The sequence below is a fragment of the Terriglobales bacterium genome, assembly GCA_035454605.1.
In the GTDB taxonomy this organism is placed as follows: domain Bacteria; phylum Acidobacteriota; class Terriglobia; order Terriglobales; family Acidobacteriaceae; genus DATMAB01.
The window spans coordinates 32,962-49,095 of sequence record DATIGQ010000081.1; the positions used below are offsets into that span (position 1 = coordinate 32,962).

Genomic DNA, 16,134 nt, shown 5'->3' on the forward strand with positions numbered 1-16,134 from the left:
TTTTGAGCTGAAAGCGGATTGCTGACGGCGAATCGCTGATCTTATGGCAGAACTCATTCAGTACTACGGAACGGGACGGCGGAAGTCGAGCGTAGCCCGTGTCTTTCTGCGTCCCGGCAACGGCGGCTTCCTGGTGAACGGCCGCCCCTTCGAGCAGTATTTCGTCACCGAAGCGCAGCGCGTGCAGGCCAAGCAACCCTTGGCCACCACCGAGACCGGCTCGGCCTTCGACGTGGTCGCCAACGTTGCCGGTGGCGGCGTCAACGGCCAGGCGGGCGCGGTGAAGCTGGGCGTGGCCCGGGCGTTGCTCCAGTTCAATGGCGAACTGCGTGCCCGGCTGAAGTCTGCAGGGCTGCTCTCTCGCGACTCTCGCATCAAGGAGCGCAAGAAGTACGGCCAAAAGGGGGCACGCAAGCGCTTCCAGTACTCGAAGCGGTAAGTGCAGTTTCTCGTTTCTCGTTTTTCGTTTTTCGTTTCTGGTTTCTGGTTTTGCTGGCCACTGGCCACCGACCACTGACCACGGTTTCACAATTTTCCCTGGCGGTCCTCAAGGGCATCCGGGGCATCAATCCTGAGCGACCGGCTTCGGCCGCCGCAAAGGATGCAGACCACTGAGGAGGTCTATTGGCGAGCATCAGCATGAAGGAATTGCTCGAAGCGGGCGTTCACTTCGGGCACCAGACGAAACGCTGGAATCCGAAGATGAAGGAGTACATCTTCGGCGAACGGAACGGCATCTACATCATCGACCTGCAGAAGACGCTCAAGATGTTCAAGGACGCGTCCCGGTTCGTGCAGGAGATGGCCTCGAGCGGCAAGACGCTGCTCTTCGTGGGCACCAAGCGCCAGGCGCAGGACGCCATCGCCGAGGAAGCCTCGCGATGCGGCCAGTTCTACGTGAACCAGCGCTGGCTGGGCGGCCTGCTCACCAACTGGGTCACGGTGCAGAAGTCGGTCAAGCGCCTGAAGGAGCTTGACGAGATGGCCACCGACGGCCGCTACGAGTTGCTGCCTAAGAAGGAAGTCATCAAGCTCGAGCGCGAGCGCAAGCATCTGCAGCAGAACCTGGCTGGCATCAAGAACATGGACCGCCTGCCGGACGCCGTCTTCGTCATCGACTCCAACAAGGAGCAGATCGCGGTGCGCGAGGCGCGCAAGTTGGGCATTCCGGTGGTCGCCGTCGTGGACACCAACTGCGACCCGAGCGAAGTCGATTACGTCATCCCCGGCAACGACGACGCCTTGCGTGCCATCCGGCTGTTCACCTGCAAGGTCGCCGATTCCTACGTCGAGGGCGCACAGGTGGCGGCCGACAAGCAGACCGCCGAGTACGCTGCCGCGGTCGCCGCGGGAGAAGCTGCCGCCGAAGGCTACGACGAAGGGGCCGGAGCTGAGGCTCCTGAAGCCGCGGCTGAGGAAGAACCGAGCATGGAGGACGTCTTGGGAGCGCGCAAGGCTCCCTCTTCCGCTGCCTCCGCGGGCGACGCCGACGCCGCCGAATCCCACTAGGCGGGACGGGGGCGACAGGTTTTCCAGCGACCCGCGCGTTGCGCCGCGGGTCGATTCGTCTGAGCCAACCGCGCATCTAAGGTATCGAAAGGATTCGTACTGACCATGGGTTCCACTGCCGTGAACATTCCTGCCGCACAAGTGAAAGAGCTCCGGGAGAAGACCGGCGCTCCCATGATGGACTGCAAACAGGCGCTGGCTGAGGCCAAGGGTGATCTGGAACAAGCCGTCATCCTGCTCCGCAAGAAAGGCATCGCCACGGCCGCCAAGAAGGCGACGCGGACGGCCACCGAAGGCTCGGTCTCGAGCTATATCCACGCCGGTGGCAAGATCGGTGTGCTGGTCGAAGTGAACTGCGAAAGCGACTTCGTCGCCGCCACGGACGACTTCAAGGAACTGGTACACGATATCGCCATGCACATTGCCGCTAGCGACCCGAAGTTCATCCGCAAGGAGGACGTTACTCCTGAAGCCTACGAGCGCGAGAAAGACATCTACCGCGAACAGGCGCGGGCTACCGGGAAGCCAGCCCCGGTCATCGAGAAGATCGTCGAAGGCAAGATGTCCAAGTTCTACGAAGAGGTCTGCCTCTACGAGCAGCCGTTCATCAAAGATCAGGGCATCACCGTCTACCAGCTCATCGCCTCCAAGATCGGAAAGCTGGGTGAGAACATCACCGTGCGCCGCTTCGCCCGCTTCAAGGTGGGCGAGGGCGCCGAGACTTTCGCCGTCTCCAAACCGCAGGCCGAGAACCGTTCGAAGTAACGCGACGATTCCTCGCGGGCGCGGGCTCTCCCGCGCCCGTTTCCTTTTTCCCAGATTTGGGGTTAGGAAAGCGGTGAGCGAGCCCGGCGGTTGGCAGCAGCCAGTTGCCCGCGGAATGTCGCGGGCGTAAAGCCCGTCAGGCGCTTGAACATTCGCGTCAGGTGGCTCTGGTCGGCAAAACCGGTCTCCATGGCTACTTGCGCCAGCGGAAGCTCGGGGCGCCTCAGCAGCTCACACGCCAGCCGCACTCGCAGCGCCAGCACGTATTCCCCTACGCTTCGGCGCTCGAACCGGCGGCACACCCGCGCCAGGTGGACAGGATGCACGCCGGCCTCGGCGGCCAGTTCGCCCAACCGATGCGGCTCGCGAAACTGCTCCTGAAGTTTCTCCTTTACTCGCAGCCACCAGGCTGGAGGGCGACGGTCGCGGTCGTCCCTCCAGCGCGCCGTTGTCGCCAGCATCTCCCATAGCAGGCTCTCGGCTGCCAGCGGTGACACCGTCACGCCTGACCGGTAGTTGCGATAGAGCTGCAAGGTCAGCCACAGCAAGGGCCCGCCGGTACGGTCGGCGAAGTGTCGCTCCATCGTTTGCCGTTGCAATGGTTCGAGCCACGATTCTTCCAGCTCGGCGGTGAAGAACCGGGCGCCGCCCTCCTGGATCTGGCCATCGTGGCGTGTGCCCCTTGGATTGAAGGTCGCGCTCAACGGCCCGTAGAGGGTGCGCCCGCGCGCATCGCCTTCCCGGTAGAGTCCCTGCAGGACGAGCGAGAAATAAGCCACGTCGTGCGTGTGCAAGGGCACGTCGCGCGCGTGTTCGTGCACCACCTCGGCGAGCACAGCGCCGCAGATGCTCTGCTGGTTCCTCAGCTCGCCATAAAACTGGCGGCCGAAGGCAGTAAGCGGCTTCCCGGCGTTGGCCATGGCTGCCATACTGTACGGACGTGGATGGCCCGCAGTTCGTGAGCCGGCCCGGAAGGTTTCATTCGTTCAAGACAGCTGTGTCCTATGCGTTGAAGGATGGAGCCGAACCACCAGGTCTAGGAGCGCGTGGAGGATTCCTCATGAAGGGCAAGACCCTGCTCGTCGCCGTCGTCTTCGGCCTCTCGGCCTATCTGGCGGTTGCCGGTCCAGACCAGGCTCCCGCCGACGGTCCGCAGTACTCGCCGGATGGCAAGTTGCTCCGGCCCACCAACCATCGGGAATGGGTCTATTTGTCATCCGGGCTGGGCATGAACTACGGACCGGCAGCCTCCAGCGACCATCCCATGTTCACCAACGTCTTCGTCAACCCCGCGGCCTATCGCGCCTTCATGGCCACCGGCAAATGGCCGGACAAGACCATGTTTGCGCTCGAGATCTACCATCCCGCTACCGGCTCCATTAACAAGAGCGGCTACTACCAGGGCGATTTCATTTCGCTCGAGGCGGCGGTGAAAGACGCAGCCCGCAACCCGGATGTTTGGGCGTACTACAACCTGGGGCTCGACCGGCCCTCGGCCGAGCCCTTTCCCCGCGCCGCCTGCTGGAGTTGCCACCACGAAAACGGGGCGGTGGAGAACACCTTCGTGCAGTTCTATCCGCAACTCTTGGAAGTGGCCGTTCGCAAGGGGACGGTGAAGCCCAGCGTAGACTTCCCGCCCAGCGCCGGCCTGATTTTCAACCTGATCTTTGAGCAGGGCTGGCCGCAAGCGGAAGCGAAGTTCCTGGAGCAGCGGCGCCGCCATCCGGATGCGGGCATCTTCCAGGAGCCCGGGTTGAACGCGCTCGGCTACCGGCTGCTCAATGCCAAACGCCAGCAGGATGCGATTGCCGTACTCTCCTTCGTCACCCATGAGTTCCCGAACTCGGCTAATGCGTTTGACAGTCTGGCCGACGCCTACGAACAAAGTGGTCATCGCGAGCAGGCCCTGGCCGCCTCACGCAAGGCGCTCGAGTTGGCGGAATCCGCCCAGGACGCGAACCCCGAGATGCAGGAACAGATCCGGCACGCCGCCAGACGGCGCATCGAACGTCTTACCCAGTAGGTCGGTGCTGCGGGCGCACGCATAACGTCCCAGCATATGCGGGTTGGTATACTGATTTGGATGCCCGCCGTGTTCCGTCGTGTCCTGCTTAAGCTCTCTGGCGAAGCTCTCGCCGGCAACCAGGGTTTTGGCGTTGAGCCGGCGCGCGTGGAACAGGTCGCCAGTGAACTCCAGGACGCCAAGACTATGGACGTGGAGCTGGCCATCGTGGTTGGTGGCGGCAATTTTTTCCGTGGCGTAGCTGAGCACGCTCGGGAGATGGACCGCGTGTCCGCCGACCACATGGGCATGCTGGCCACCGTCATCAACGCCCTCGCTTTGCAGGACGCCCTGGAAAAACGCGGGGTATACACCCGCGTCATGTCCGCCATCGAGATGAACCAGGTCGCAGAGCCCTTCATCCGCCGCCGCGCCATCCGCCACCTGGAGAAGGGCCGCTTGGTCATCTTCGCCGCCGGCACCGGCAATCCCTACTTCTCCACCGATACCGCCGCCTCCCTGCGCGCCATGGAGATCAAGGCCGACGTCATACTCAAGGCCACGAAGGTTGATGGCATCTACGACGCCGACCCTGTCCTGGTGAAGGACGCGCGCATGTTCGACACCATCACCCACCTCGACGTGCTCAAGAAAGGCCTCAAGGTGATGGACTCCACGGCCATCACCCTGTGCCGCGACAACAACCTGCCTATCATCGTGTTCAACCTCAACCGGCACGGCAACATCCGCCGCGTCCTCGCCGGCGAAAAGGTCGGCTCCCTCGTCAGCCAGTAGGCTCCTCAAGCGATGCGAGGGCCCCTGTGCCCAGGGGCGCAAGCGGCCGACGTTCTCCATGTTTCTTCTCCAGCCAACTCTTCGTTTATAATCAACGGCTTTCGGAGCACCCCATGGCTCAACCCACGATGGCCTCGATTCCCGCGCTCAAGGAAGTGTTCGGCCAGCTGCGCACACGCATGGACAAGGCAGTCGAGGATTTCCGCCGCGAGCTGGCGGCCACCCGCACCGGTCGCGCCAACGTGCACATGCTCGACCCGATACGCGTCGAGCTGTACGACTCCCAGATGCCCCTCAACCAGGTCGCCCAGGTGCACGCCCCGGAAGCCCAGCTTCTCACCGTGCAGCCCTTCGATCCCACTTCGGTGGCGGTTATTGAGAAGGCCATTCGCACCGCCGATCTCGGCTTGAACCCCATGAGCGACGGCAAGCTCATCCGCGTGCCCGTGCCGCCGCTCACGGAAGAGCGCCGCAAGGATCTGGTAAAGCATCTGCACAAGGTGCTGGAAGACCACCGCACCGCTGTGCGCAACATCCGTCGCGACGGCAACGATTCGATCAAGAAGGCGCTCAAGGACAAGAAGATCAGCGAGGACGAGGAGCGCCGCGCCCACGAGGAAATCCAGAAACTCACCGACGAAGAAATCAAGAAAATGGAGGAGATGAGCAAGACCAAGGAGAAGGAGATCCTCCAGGTCGGCTAGTCCGCGAGCCGCGACCTCTAAAGGGGTTTCTGCCTTTGTTCTGCGCGGTTCGTCCCGCACATTGCGTTCGCGACCGGTAATCCGTTGTGCTGGCTACCGCATCCAAGATTCCGTATAATGACCGGCTTCGGAACTCCATGCAGGGGTTGACATATTCCCTCCTTTCCTGACAACAGAGCGACCCCTGCCGGTGGTGGCAATCGCTCTTTGGCAGGGATGACCCTGCGACTGGCCGTGGTGGTAGCTCTTCTGGCGGCAATGGCTTGGGCCCAGGGCGCCGTCATCGAAGAGATTCTCATACACGGGAACCGCCGCATTCCGGCGGAAACCATTCGGGCTCGCATCTTCTCCCGCGCCGGCGACGCCTACGACGAAGGTGCCTTGCAGCGCGATTTCCGCTCCCTTTGGAACACCGGCTTTTTCGCCGACCTGCGCATGGAGCGCGAGGAGAGCCCCAAGGGCTACCGCATCCACGTGTACGTCCAGGAGAAGCCCAACATTCGCGAAATCAATTATGTCGGGCTGTCGTCGGTGCAGCAGAGCGACGTCCTGGAACGCTTCCGGAAGAACAAGGTGGGGCTCACGCTGGAAAGCCAGTATGACCCTACTCGGGTCAAGAAGGCGGAGGTCACACTGAAGGAACTACTGGCCGAGCATGGCCGGCAGTTTGCCACCATCCGCACCGAGGTTCGCCCCATCCCGCCCAACTCGGTGGGCGTGAATTTCTTGATCAAGGAAGGCCCCAAGGTCAAGGTTGGAAAGATCCGATTCGAAGGAAACAAGAACGTCAGTAGCCGTGTGCTGCAGCGCGCCATGGTGAATCTGAAACCCATCGGCATCCCGCGCTCCATTTTCCTGGAAAACCTCTTTTCCAAGACCTTCGACGCTTCCAAGCTGGCCGAGGATGCGGAGCGTGTACGGTACGCCTACCAGCAGCGTGGCTATTTCAAGGCCATCGTCTCCGATCCCAAGACCGAAACTCGCGACGCGGGTGGGTTTCACATCCCCTTGATCCAGAAGGGCGGTGGCAAAGCCGTCGACATCACGATTCCCATCGAAGAAGGCGAGCGCTACCATCTCGCCGCCATTACTTTTAAGAACAACAAGGCCATCAAGGACAGCCGCATTCTGCGGGCCGCGTTTGCCATGCGGGACGGCGATATCTTCAACGCGGAGTTGGTCCGCAAGGGTCTGGACGCGTTGCGTGAGATCCACGGCGAACTCGGCTATGTCAATTTCACTGCCGTGCCAGACACCAAGTTCGACGACGAAAAGCGCCTCATTACCCTGGAGATCGATATCGACGAGGGTAAGCCCTTCTATGTGCGCCGCATCGAGTTTCAGGGCAACACCACCACCCGCGATAAGGTCATTCGCCGCGAGCTGGCGCTCGAGGAGGGCAACGTTTACAACAGTCGCTTGTGGAAGCTGAGCCTGCTGCGCCTCAATCAACTTGGCTACTTCGAGCAGCTCGACCCCGAGCAGGATGCTTCCGTCCGCCAGAACGTCCAGGAAGGCACGGTGGACATTACGCTGAAGGTCAAGGAGCGCGGCAAGAACAGCATCGGGCTGCAGGGCGGCGTCAGCGGTCTGGAAGGCGGGTTTATTGGAATCAGCTACGAGACCAACAATTTCCTGGGTCTGGGCGAAACGTTGCGCGTCGAGGGCTCTACCGGCAACCGCGGCTACAACGTGCTGCTTGGTTTCACTGAACCCTACCTGTTCGACCGACCCCTGCAGTTCGGGTTCACGATATTCAAGCGCCAGTTCCGCTTCAATCAGGCGGATCAGTTCACCCTAGCCACCGGTCAGCAGATTCCCGAAAGCGCGCAACAGTTTCTTCTGAACTATAACCAGAACACGACCGGCTTTACCGTTTCCGGAAGCTACCCGCTGCGGCGGTCGTTCAAGCGCCTGGGCCTGACCTATGCCTTCGATAATTCCTCCGTTGCGGTTTTCAGCGACGCTTCCCGCAACCTGTTTGAGCAGATCGCCTTTCGCGGGCTTTCCGGTCCCCAGGCGTTGGAGGGGATTATCACCAGCAAGGTGATCCCCACCTTTTCCGTCAACCGCATTGACAACCCCTATCGTCCTTCGCGGGGCTACAGTCTGTTCCTGGGCGGACAGGTCGCGGGCCTGGGGGGCAACGTGAAGTTTGCGCGGCCCATTGTGGAATACAAATACTTCCGCCCGCACAAGCGCAATGTGATTGGGCTGCGCCTGCAGGGTTCCTTCCTGACCGGCTACGGAGGCCAAGTGGCCCCGCCCTACGAACGTTCCTACATCGGCGGTGATACTGATCTCCGCGGCTTCGACATTCGCTCCGTGACTCCCATCGGTTTCCTCGTCGGCCGGCAGAGCATTCCCTTGTTGAATCCGGATCGCACGCCGGTGCCGGTGGACCCGGCCAACCCGCGCCGTGGGACCTATACCGTCCCCATTCCCGTTCACCGTATCGTTTTCACCGGCGGTGACACCAGCTTCGTCAGCAACGTCGAGTACCGCATCCCGATCGTCGGACCGGTAACCTTGGCACTGTTCAACGACTTCGGCATGAACTTCGTCGCGCGTCCGTCCCAGTTGCAGATCAGTCCTTCGTCAGTCGTAGACCTTAATACCAACCCGTTTGGCTGTCCCTCGCTCAACGGTAGTTTCCAATGTGTCGGTGGCAATACGCTCAGCTTTGACTCTCACATCGATGTCGTGCACTCCACCAACTACCAGCCACGCATGTCCACCGGTGTGGAATTTCAGGTGATCCTGCCGGTCGTCAACGCGCCCATGCGCATCTACTACGCCTATAACCCCCTGCGGCTGGATTCCTTGGCTGCGTCGCCCGATTCCTGCACCACCAGCTCCGGCGGAGCCGTGAGTTGCATCAGCCGGGACATGTTCCCAGCCGGCGGCGCCGGCGACTTTACGTATCAGGAAACCCTGCGCCTTTTCGCTCCCAGCTTCCGTCTTCACGAGCCCAAAACCACCTTTCGCTTCACCGTCAGCACCACGTTCTGACCCGAGACGGGCTGCCGGCCGCTGGCACGGAATCCATCCCTGCCTTTGGGCCGGCAAACACGGTTTGACGCTGCCGAGCCTTGTCCCTATAATGATTCGCATCCTCGCCAGCGGGCTGTTCACTCCTGGCCGCGAGGAGAAGGAAATGAAGGCTGGACCCAGGTCCGGCCCCGCCTCCAACGTTCTTGAGGAATCGCGCGATCTTCCAAGGAGTCCAGCGAATCGTATGACACGTCAGTCTGTAGCACTTCTGCTGTTCGTTGCCCTGTTGTCTGTTTCGGCCCTCGCCCAGACCGGCACCACCCCAAGCCGCCCCGCGGGTGCCGCCAGTCCGCAAGCTGCAACTCCGGCCCGGCCGGCTCCGGTCACCCCTCCGTCCGCCGCGCCTTCAGCCGCCAAAGTGGGCGTAATCAACTTCAACGCCGCCATCGCTCTCTGCAACGAAGGGCAGAGGGACTTCGGCGGCCTGCAGAAGAAGTTCGAGCCCAAGCAGGCCGAACTGCAAAACATGAGCAAGGAACTCGAGGACCTGAAGAAACAGCTCACCACGCAGAGTGACAAGATGAACGATGACGCGCGCGCGAACCTGAGCCGGACCATCGAGCAGAAGCAGAAGACGTTGCAACGCGCGGTGGAGGACGCCCGCACTGAGTTCCAGACCCAGCAGAACGAGATCGCCGAGCGCATTTACCGCAAGCTGGGCGAGGTGCTGGTCACCTACGCCAAGAACAATGAGTTCTCGCTCGTTCTGAAGTATGACGAGAGCGATCAACAGAATCCGCTGCTCTGGTGGCAGCCCACCGTGGACATCACCCAGGACATTATCAGCGCTTACAACGCCGTCTCCGGTGTGCCTGCTCCACCGCCCCCGGCTCCTTCGGCAGCCCGGCCGGGCACCGCACCCGGTACCACCGCCGCGGCTCCGGCCCAGACCCAGCGCGGCGGCACCGCCACTCGCAATCCTCAGTAGCGAACCACAGAATCCCATGGGCCGCCCGCAGGCGGCCCTTCTAGCTTCTCCGCTCTTCGTCCCACCCTTCCGCGAGTCCCGCACCTCCAGAGTCTCCCCGCGGTGTCCAAGCTGGCAGGAGGAACCAAATGTTCGAGAGCAGCCTGCTCGAATCTTCGGACCGCTTGCGCTCCCGCTCCAGATGGACCACAGTTGCGTCGGTTGCGTTGCAGTCCGTAGGACTTGCTCTGTCTGTCCTTATCCCTCTGCTGCACACCGAGGCACTGCCCGCCGTACGCAGTGTGACGGTGCCGGTCGCTATTCCACGAGGAACGCCCAGTCACGTCTCACCCGATGCGGGAAAGCGTGGATCACCACCGGTCCAACCGTCCCCAGCAATTCTGATCGCTCCTTCGAGAATCCCACCCGCCGTTTTGGTAAGCGCGAATGATGGCCCATCCGGTCCCCCGCAAATCAGTTTTCCTGGAGGATGCGTCGTGTGTGCGCCGAACGGCGCTCCGCACTCGGTCGGGAATATCCTGCGCTCCACGCCCTTGCCCGAACCATTCCCCCGCCGCAACGACGGATCGTTTCGCCGGGCGTGACGGCAGGGCAGTTGATCCATCGCGTACAGCCAATCTACCCACACCTTGCCCGGGTTGCCCGCGTTGAAGGCACCGTGGTGTTGCACGCCATCATTACCAGGGACGGCGCCATCGAAAGCCTGCGCGTCATAAGCGGGCATCCCATGCTTCAGCAAGCGGCTGTAGAAGCGGTCCAGCAGTGGCGCTACCGGCCGTTCTTTCTGGGTGATGCCCCTGTGGAGGTGGAGACGCAGATCACGGTCAACTTTGTATTGGCCAGGAATCGTTGAAGGTAGCACCAAGCCTTGTGCAAAACGACGAGAACCCCGATGCCTGTGGCGGGCTTCTGCTGGATTCGCTGAGCTGTGGCTGCCGAGAGCTAACCGGTTATTACGTCATGGGTTACGGATAGCTTTCCCGGCTGGGATCGTTCTCCCGAGCAATTAGCCGCGCCGGTGTCCCAGGGGCCTGGGCCGAAATCCACAGACTTTTCCACAGGCAGTTCGAGGTCATTTTTCGCCTTCGCCCACGCGCAGCACAGCCAGAAATGCTTCCTGTGGAATGTCCACCCTCCCGATGCGCTTCATGCGCTTCTTGCCTTCCTTCTGCTTCTCCAGCAGCTTGCGCTTGCGGGTGATGTCGCCGCCATAGCACTTGGCCAAAACATTCTTCCGCACTGCGGCCACGGTCTCGCGGGCGATGACTTTGCCTCCGACCGCCGCCTGTATGGCAACTTCGAACATCTGGCGCGGAATCAGTTCCCGCATCTTGGAGGCCAGAGCGCGCCCACGCTCGTAGGCAAAATCGCGATGCACGATCAGCGACAGCGCATCCACCGGCTCACCCGCCACCAGGATGTCCAGCTTCACCATCGGCGACTCCCAGGTACCGGAGAGGTGATAGTCGAGCGAGGCGTACCCCCGCGACACCGACTTGAGCCGGTCGTAAAAATCGAGCACGATCTCGTTCAGAGGCAGTTCGTAATTCAGCATCACGCGGGACGCGCTCACATACTCGAACGCCTTCTGCCGTCCACGTTTCTCTTCCACCAGCTTCAGGATGCCGCCCACGTACTCTTCCGACGTCAGGATGGTGGCCAGGATCACCGGCTCTTCAATCTTCTTGATCTCGCTCTGCGGTGGCCACTTGGCCGGATTGTCCACTTCGATCACCTGGCCGTCTGTCCGCGTGATCTTGTAGCGGACACTCGGTGCTGTCGTGATCAGGTCGAGGCCGAATTCCCGCTCCAGCCGCTCCTGGATGATCTCCATGTGCAACAGTCCCAGGAAACCGCAGCGGAACCCGAAGCCTAGGGCCGCCGAACTTTCCGGCTCGAAGAAGAAGGAGGAATCGTTCAGCCGCAGTTTTTCCAGGGCTTCGCGCAACTGGGTGTGCTCATGGGCGTCCACCGTGTACATGCCGGCGAAGACCATGGGCTTGATCTCTTCAAAACCCGGCAGCGGCTCGATGGCCGGGCGGGCGTCGTCGGTAATGGTGTCGCCGATCTTGCTGTCGGCCACATTCTTGATATTGGCGTAGAGGAAGCCCACTTCGCCCGCCATGAGTTGCTCCACTTCTACCGGCTTGGGCGTCAACACTCCCAGCGTTTCCACCTCGAACACGTTGCCGTTTGACCACAGCCGGATCTTCTGGCCGCGCCGCATCGTGCCGTGCACCACGCGCGCCAGCACGCACACGCCCCGATATGCATCGAACCAGGAATCGAACACTAGCGCCTGCAGCGGAGTGTTGGGCGAGCCCTTGGGCGGCGGCACGCGCTTGACGATCGCCTCCAGCACCTCCGGCACGCCCTGCCCGGTCTTGGCGCTCACCAGCAGCGCGTCCTCTGTGTCCAGTCCCACTGCCTGCTCGATCTGCTGCTTGCACCTCGCAATGTCTGCGCTCGCCAGGTCGATCTTGTTGATCACCGGGATGATTTCCAGACCGTGGTTGATCGCCAGGTAGGAATTCGCTAGCGTCTGCGCCTCCACGCCTTGCGACGCGTCTACCACCAGCAGTGCGCCTTCACAGGAGGCGAGAGACCGTGAAACTTCGTAGGAGAAGTCCACGTGGCCGGGCGTATCGATGAGGTTGAGCTGGTAGGTTTGCCCGTCGCGCGCCGTGTACATCATGCGCACGGCATGCGCCTTGATGGTAATGCCGCGCTCCCGCTCTAGGTCCATCGCGTCCAGCACCTGCTCCTGCATCTCCCGCGCGGAAAGTGCTCCGGTCAGCTCCAGCAACCGGTCGGCCAGGGTGCTCTTGCCGTGGTCGATGTGGGCGATGATGGCAAAGTTGCGGATGTAGTGGCGGTCCATCGCTGCAGGTGGGAAGCCTTCATTGTAGCAGCCGCGGTTACCCGGCGCGCCCTGACTGGACTGCGCCCATTCCGTTGAACATGCCTTCGGAGGGACACGACTTCAGTTCTGGTGGATGACGATTGTCATGCTGAGCGAAGCGAAGCATCCCTATACCAGGCGATCCTCTTGGGGCAGGGATTCCTCGCTGCGTTCGGAATCACAAAAGAATCGCGGGGCCTTCCGGCCCCGCGTTCCCTGAAAACTGAGTACTGGCAACTGAGAACTGTTTCTAAAAGCTGTACTTTACAGCAAACTGGAAGGCCCGCGCCCCGCCCGATCCAAAGAACCGCCCCGCGGTCTGCAGCGGCGTGTTGAACGCTGGCGAGGTGATCGCGTTGTTGAACCCCGAAAAGTTCCGGTTGTTGAACCCCCGGATGTTCGTTGTGTTGAAGAGGTTGAAGATCTCGGTAATGAATTGGAGGTTGTGCCGTTCCGCAAAGGTCCAGATCTTCGTCACGCGGAAGTCCAGCGAGCTGAAAGCATCGCCGAATTCCAGGTTCGGATCCACCAACGGCAGATCGGCCCCCTGCTGGCACGGGAAAGGCCGGCTGGCAGGCGGCGTCGTGGTGAAATCCGGGCACGGTGTCAGCGCATTCCACGCGGTGATGGCTGCGTTTAGTTCCGCGCCCGTCCTGATGTCCCTGCCCAGGGAGTTGCGCTGCAGGATAGGCAGACGAGAACTGAGTTCTGGCACGAAGGGATCCATGGGCACGCTGGAGGAAACGGTCAGGATCGGTGACACGCTGACGCTCCACGGCATCTCGAAGATGCCATAGAAGACAAACCGATGGCGCTCGTCCGTAGGTGCGTAGCCCTTTTCGATCCGCGGGTTGTTAGTGCCGAAGTTCAGGTTCACCGCATCTTCCGCAGCGTTGAAGGGAATCTGATCATCGTTGGCAAAGTTGTAGGTCTTCGACAACGTGTAGTTGATATTGAAACCCCACTTCCACGGCCCGCTGCCCGTTGGCCGCTTCTGCAAGCTGGCCAGCAATCCGCTGTACCAGGACTTGGCCGCTGAGGCGATCAACTGGATCCTGTCCTGGATGCCGGTCGCAGGATCGGTGACCGCGCAGGGATCGATTCCTCCCGAGGCCGGGCACGGCCCAGGGGGGCCTGAGGCGGGATCGATGACCAGCGGAACGGAAGGCAGCAGGCTGGTGCCTGCGCGCAGGAAGCGCCCAGTCAGGAGCCGCTGCCCGAAGTTGTGAACTACATCTGCTGAAATGATCCAGTCCCTACCGAACTGCTGTTGCACCCCGAAGCTGAACTGATGGACCAGCGGCTGGCGCACGTTGTTGTCCACAAAATTGAAGCCGCCCAGCGGAATCGATCCAGGTGTTCCGACGAACGGGTTAGCCAGCGTTGGCGTGCCGGGATCAAACAGTGCACCCGGCAAGGAGCAGTCTCCATCCACCGGGTCTACGTTGCTGCAGAAGGAGCCGCCCAGCGCTCCAATTTGCAACACGCGTCCGTCCACCAGCACTTCCAGGATGGGCACTTCGATCACCACCCGGTCGTAGTAAATGCCATAGCCGCCGCGAACCACCGTGGTTCCCTTCTTGAACGGATCCCAGGCAAATCCGAAGCGGGGACCGAAGTTGTGAAACTTCGAAGCGTCATGCGGGCCCAGCACACTCCGCAACCAGACACATCCGGCGGTGGTGGTCAGGACGGTCGGGTCCGCACAGGGCTGGCTGAGCGGGCCCTCACCGAGCACATCGTCATCGAAATCCCACCGTAGTCCCAGATTTAGCGTCAGGTTTGAGGCTACTTTCCAGTCATCCTGGAAATAGAGCCCGAAATAGTTGTTCCGGTAAAACGGCGCCGTCGGCGGACGCATCGGCGCCGTGCCTAGCACGGTCAGCAGTACGGGAATGTCCAGGTCGTTGACGACCCCGTCATTGTTTCGGTCCTGGGCGGCAAAGTCTTCCACGGTGAAGATACTGCCGCTCCCGAACAGGTCAAAGACCACGTCGGAACCAGCGTTCTGCCATTCCCCGCCGAAGCGGATGGTGTGTTTGCCCACCGTCCACGAGAAGTTGTCCTTGACCTGGTAACGGTTCATCCGCGTGCGCTGGGGGATGCGGAAGTTAGCCCCGTCCTGCAGGCCGCCGGAAAGGAAGCGGATCTCGTGCCCGGCGGCCAACCCTGCAGGTTCTGTCAGCGGTGTATTTTCGTCGAACGACGGGATCTCGTTGATGAACAGATCCACGTGAAACAGCAGATTATTGACCCTGTTGTTCCCGATCTGCCGCGTCCAGTCGGTCACGATCGAGTTAAAGCGGTTCAGCGAACTCTGCCGGTTGGCGGCCGACCCCGTGCCCAATGCCAAGCTGCCATTCGCCACTTCCAGCGAGCGGTTGAAGGAGTAGCGGATGAAGAAGTTGTCATTGTCGGAGAGCTTGAAGTCGGCGCGCGAGTTCAGCAGCACGTCGTCCAATGGCGCTGCCGCGGCCGTGCGGATGATGCAGTCGGGCGACTGGGTGACGCTGCAGGTGGCATAGTTGGCGAGGTCACGCTCGCCGACCGGCACAGCCGCATCCTGGTTCCGGTTCTCTACCGAAACGAACCAAAAGGCCTTGTCCCGCTTGATGGGTCCACCCAGCGACCCCCCGAACTGTTCCCGGTCGAACGGGGGCTTGGGTTGGCCGACTAACAGAGCGTCCTGCCACTGCAGTTCCTTGTGCCGGAAGAAGAAGAACGCCCCGCCGTGCCAGGTGTTCGTTCCCGACTTGGTGATGATGTTGATGATGCTCGAGCCCGAGCGGCCCACCTCGGCGGTGAACCGGTTAGTCGCGATCTGGAACTCCTGCACGCCGTCCTGCGGGAAGTTGGCCAGCGTGCCGCCCACTACCTCGTCGTTGTTGTCGCCGCCGTCCACGGTGATATTGCCACCACGGCCGAACGCGCCAGCCGACGAAACTTCCAGCGTGTTGGTCTTGGTAGGATCGTAGTTCGTCGCTGGCCGGTTCCCGGGCAGCAGGTACGCCAGTTCCAGGAAATTGCGTCCGTTCAGCGGAATGCTCTCCACGGTGCTGGACCCGATCACGCCCTGCACCTGCGACTGCGTGAGCTCTACGCCGACTTCCTGGCTGCTCACGGTGATGACCTCTCCTGCCTGCGCCACCTTCAGGGGCGCGTTGAAAGTCCGGGCCACACCCACGTCCAGATGCAGGTCCTTGGTTTCCTGCGTGGCGAACCCCTGGGCCTCCACACGCATCGTATAGTCGCCCGGCACCAAGTTGGCGAACGTGTAGTTGCCATCCACGCCAGTGGTGTATTCCCGGGTGGCGCCGGTCGCCGTCTGCGTTAGCGTGACCTTGGCTCCGCTGACCACCGCGCCTTGCGGGTCCGTCACCGTTCCATTCAACGTGGAAGTGGGCAACTGGGCCCAGCCCACCGCGCACACCAGCATGACCGCCATCATCCACTTCATTGTGACGCGCATGAGAAC

The 16,134-nt window shown here is 61.7% G+C and carries 12 protein-coding genes; 9 read left to right on the forward strand and 3 right to left on the reverse strand.

Annotation, left to right across the window (positions count from 1 at the left end):
* The first annotated feature begins 43 nt into the window (after window positions 1–43).
* The 3 genes from rpsI (at window position 44) to tsf (ending at window position 2,274) form a co-directional block, all read left to right on the forward strand.
* Window positions 44–439, forward strand: coding sequence for a 30S ribosomal protein S9 (gene rpsI / locus VLE48_05890; GenBank protein ID HSA92525.1), 396 nt, complete (start codon window positions 44–46; stop codon window positions 437–439).
* Window positions 440–624: 185 nt separating this feature from the next.
* The gene (gene rpsB / locus VLE48_05895; protein HSA92526.1) at window positions 625–1,509 is read left to right on the forward strand and encodes a 30S ribosomal protein S2; all 885 of its coding nucleotides are present in this window, start codon (window positions 625–627) and stop codon (window positions 1,507–1,509) included.
* Between the two features lie 105 nt (window positions 1,510–1,614).
* The gene (gene tsf, locus VLE48_05900; GenBank protein ID HSA92527.1) at window positions 1,615–2,274 is read left to right on the forward strand and encodes a translation elongation factor Ts; all 660 of its coding nucleotides are present in this window, start codon (window positions 1,615–1,617) and stop codon (window positions 2,272–2,274) included.
* A 62-nt stretch (window positions 2,275–2,336) separates the two neighbouring features.
* Here tsf and VLE48_05905 read toward each other — a convergent pair whose 3' ends face one another.
* Window positions 2,337–3,194: an AraC family transcriptional regulator gene (locus tag VLE48_05905; protein ID HSA92528.1), complete on the reverse strand. Its 858-nt coding sequence runs from the start codon at window positions 3,192–3,194 to the stop codon at window positions 2,337–2,339.
* Window positions 3,195–3,334: 140 nt separating this feature from the next.
* Here VLE48_05905 and VLE48_05910 point away from each other — a divergent pair, with 140 nt between their 5' ends.
* The 6 genes from VLE48_05910 to VLE48_05935 all read left to right on the forward strand — a co-directional run bounded on the left by VLE48_05910 (window position 3,335) and on the right by VLE48_05935 (window position 10,610).
* Entirely contained in the window at window positions 3,335–4,297 is a 963-nt protein-coding gene (locus tag VLE48_05910; protein HSA92529.1) for a cytochrome P460 family protein, read from the forward strand.
* A gap of 69 nt (window positions 4,298–4,366) precedes the next feature.
* Window positions 4,367–5,071 carry a UMP kinase gene (gene pyrH / locus VLE48_05915; protein HSA92530.1) on the forward strand — a complete coding sequence of 235 codons (705 nt, stop codon included), beginning with the start codon at window positions 4,367–4,369 and terminating at the stop codon, window positions 5,069–5,071.
* A 113-nt stretch (window positions 5,072–5,184) separates the two neighbouring features.
* Window positions 5,185–5,775: a ribosome recycling factor gene (gene frr, locus VLE48_05920; GenBank protein ID HSA92531.1), complete on the forward strand. Its 591-nt coding sequence runs from the start codon at window positions 5,185–5,187 to the stop codon at window positions 5,773–5,775.
* A gap of 216 nt (window positions 5,776–5,991) precedes the next feature.
* Entirely contained in the window at window positions 5,992–8,787 is a 2,796-nt protein-coding gene (bamA, locus tag VLE48_05925) for an outer membrane protein assembly factor BamA (GenBank protein HSA92532.1), read from the forward strand.
* A gap of 226 nt (window positions 8,788–9,013) precedes the next feature.
* Window positions 9,014–9,757 carry an OmpH family outer membrane protein gene (locus VLE48_05930; GenBank protein HSA92533.1) on the forward strand — a complete coding sequence of 248 codons (744 nt, stop codon included), beginning with the start codon at window positions 9,014–9,016 and terminating at the stop codon, window positions 9,755–9,757.
* Window positions 9,758–10,235: 478 nt separating this feature from the next.
* Window positions 10,236–10,610, forward strand: a complete 375-nt coding sequence (locus VLE48_05935; GenBank protein ID HSA92534.1) for an energy transducer TonB — start codon at window positions 10,236–10,238, stop codon at window positions 10,608–10,610.
* Window positions 10,611–10,829: 219 nt separating this feature from the next.
* On the opposite strand, the gene lepA is transcribed toward VLE48_05935, so the two are convergent.
* Together lepA and VLE48_05945 are read right to left on the reverse strand one after the other, a co-directional pair.
* A complete protein-coding gene (lepA, locus tag VLE48_05940; protein ID HSA92535.1) occupies window positions 10,830–12,638 on the reverse strand; it encodes a translation elongation factor 4 in 1,809 nt (602 codons plus the stop codon).
* A gap of 271 nt (window positions 12,639–12,909) precedes the next feature.
* Complete coding sequence (locus VLE48_05945; protein HSA92536.1) at window positions 12,910–16,128, reverse strand: TonB-dependent receptor; 3,219 nt, start codon at window positions 16,126–16,128, stop codon at window positions 12,910–12,912.
* Window positions 16,129–16,134: the final 6 nt, after the last annotated feature.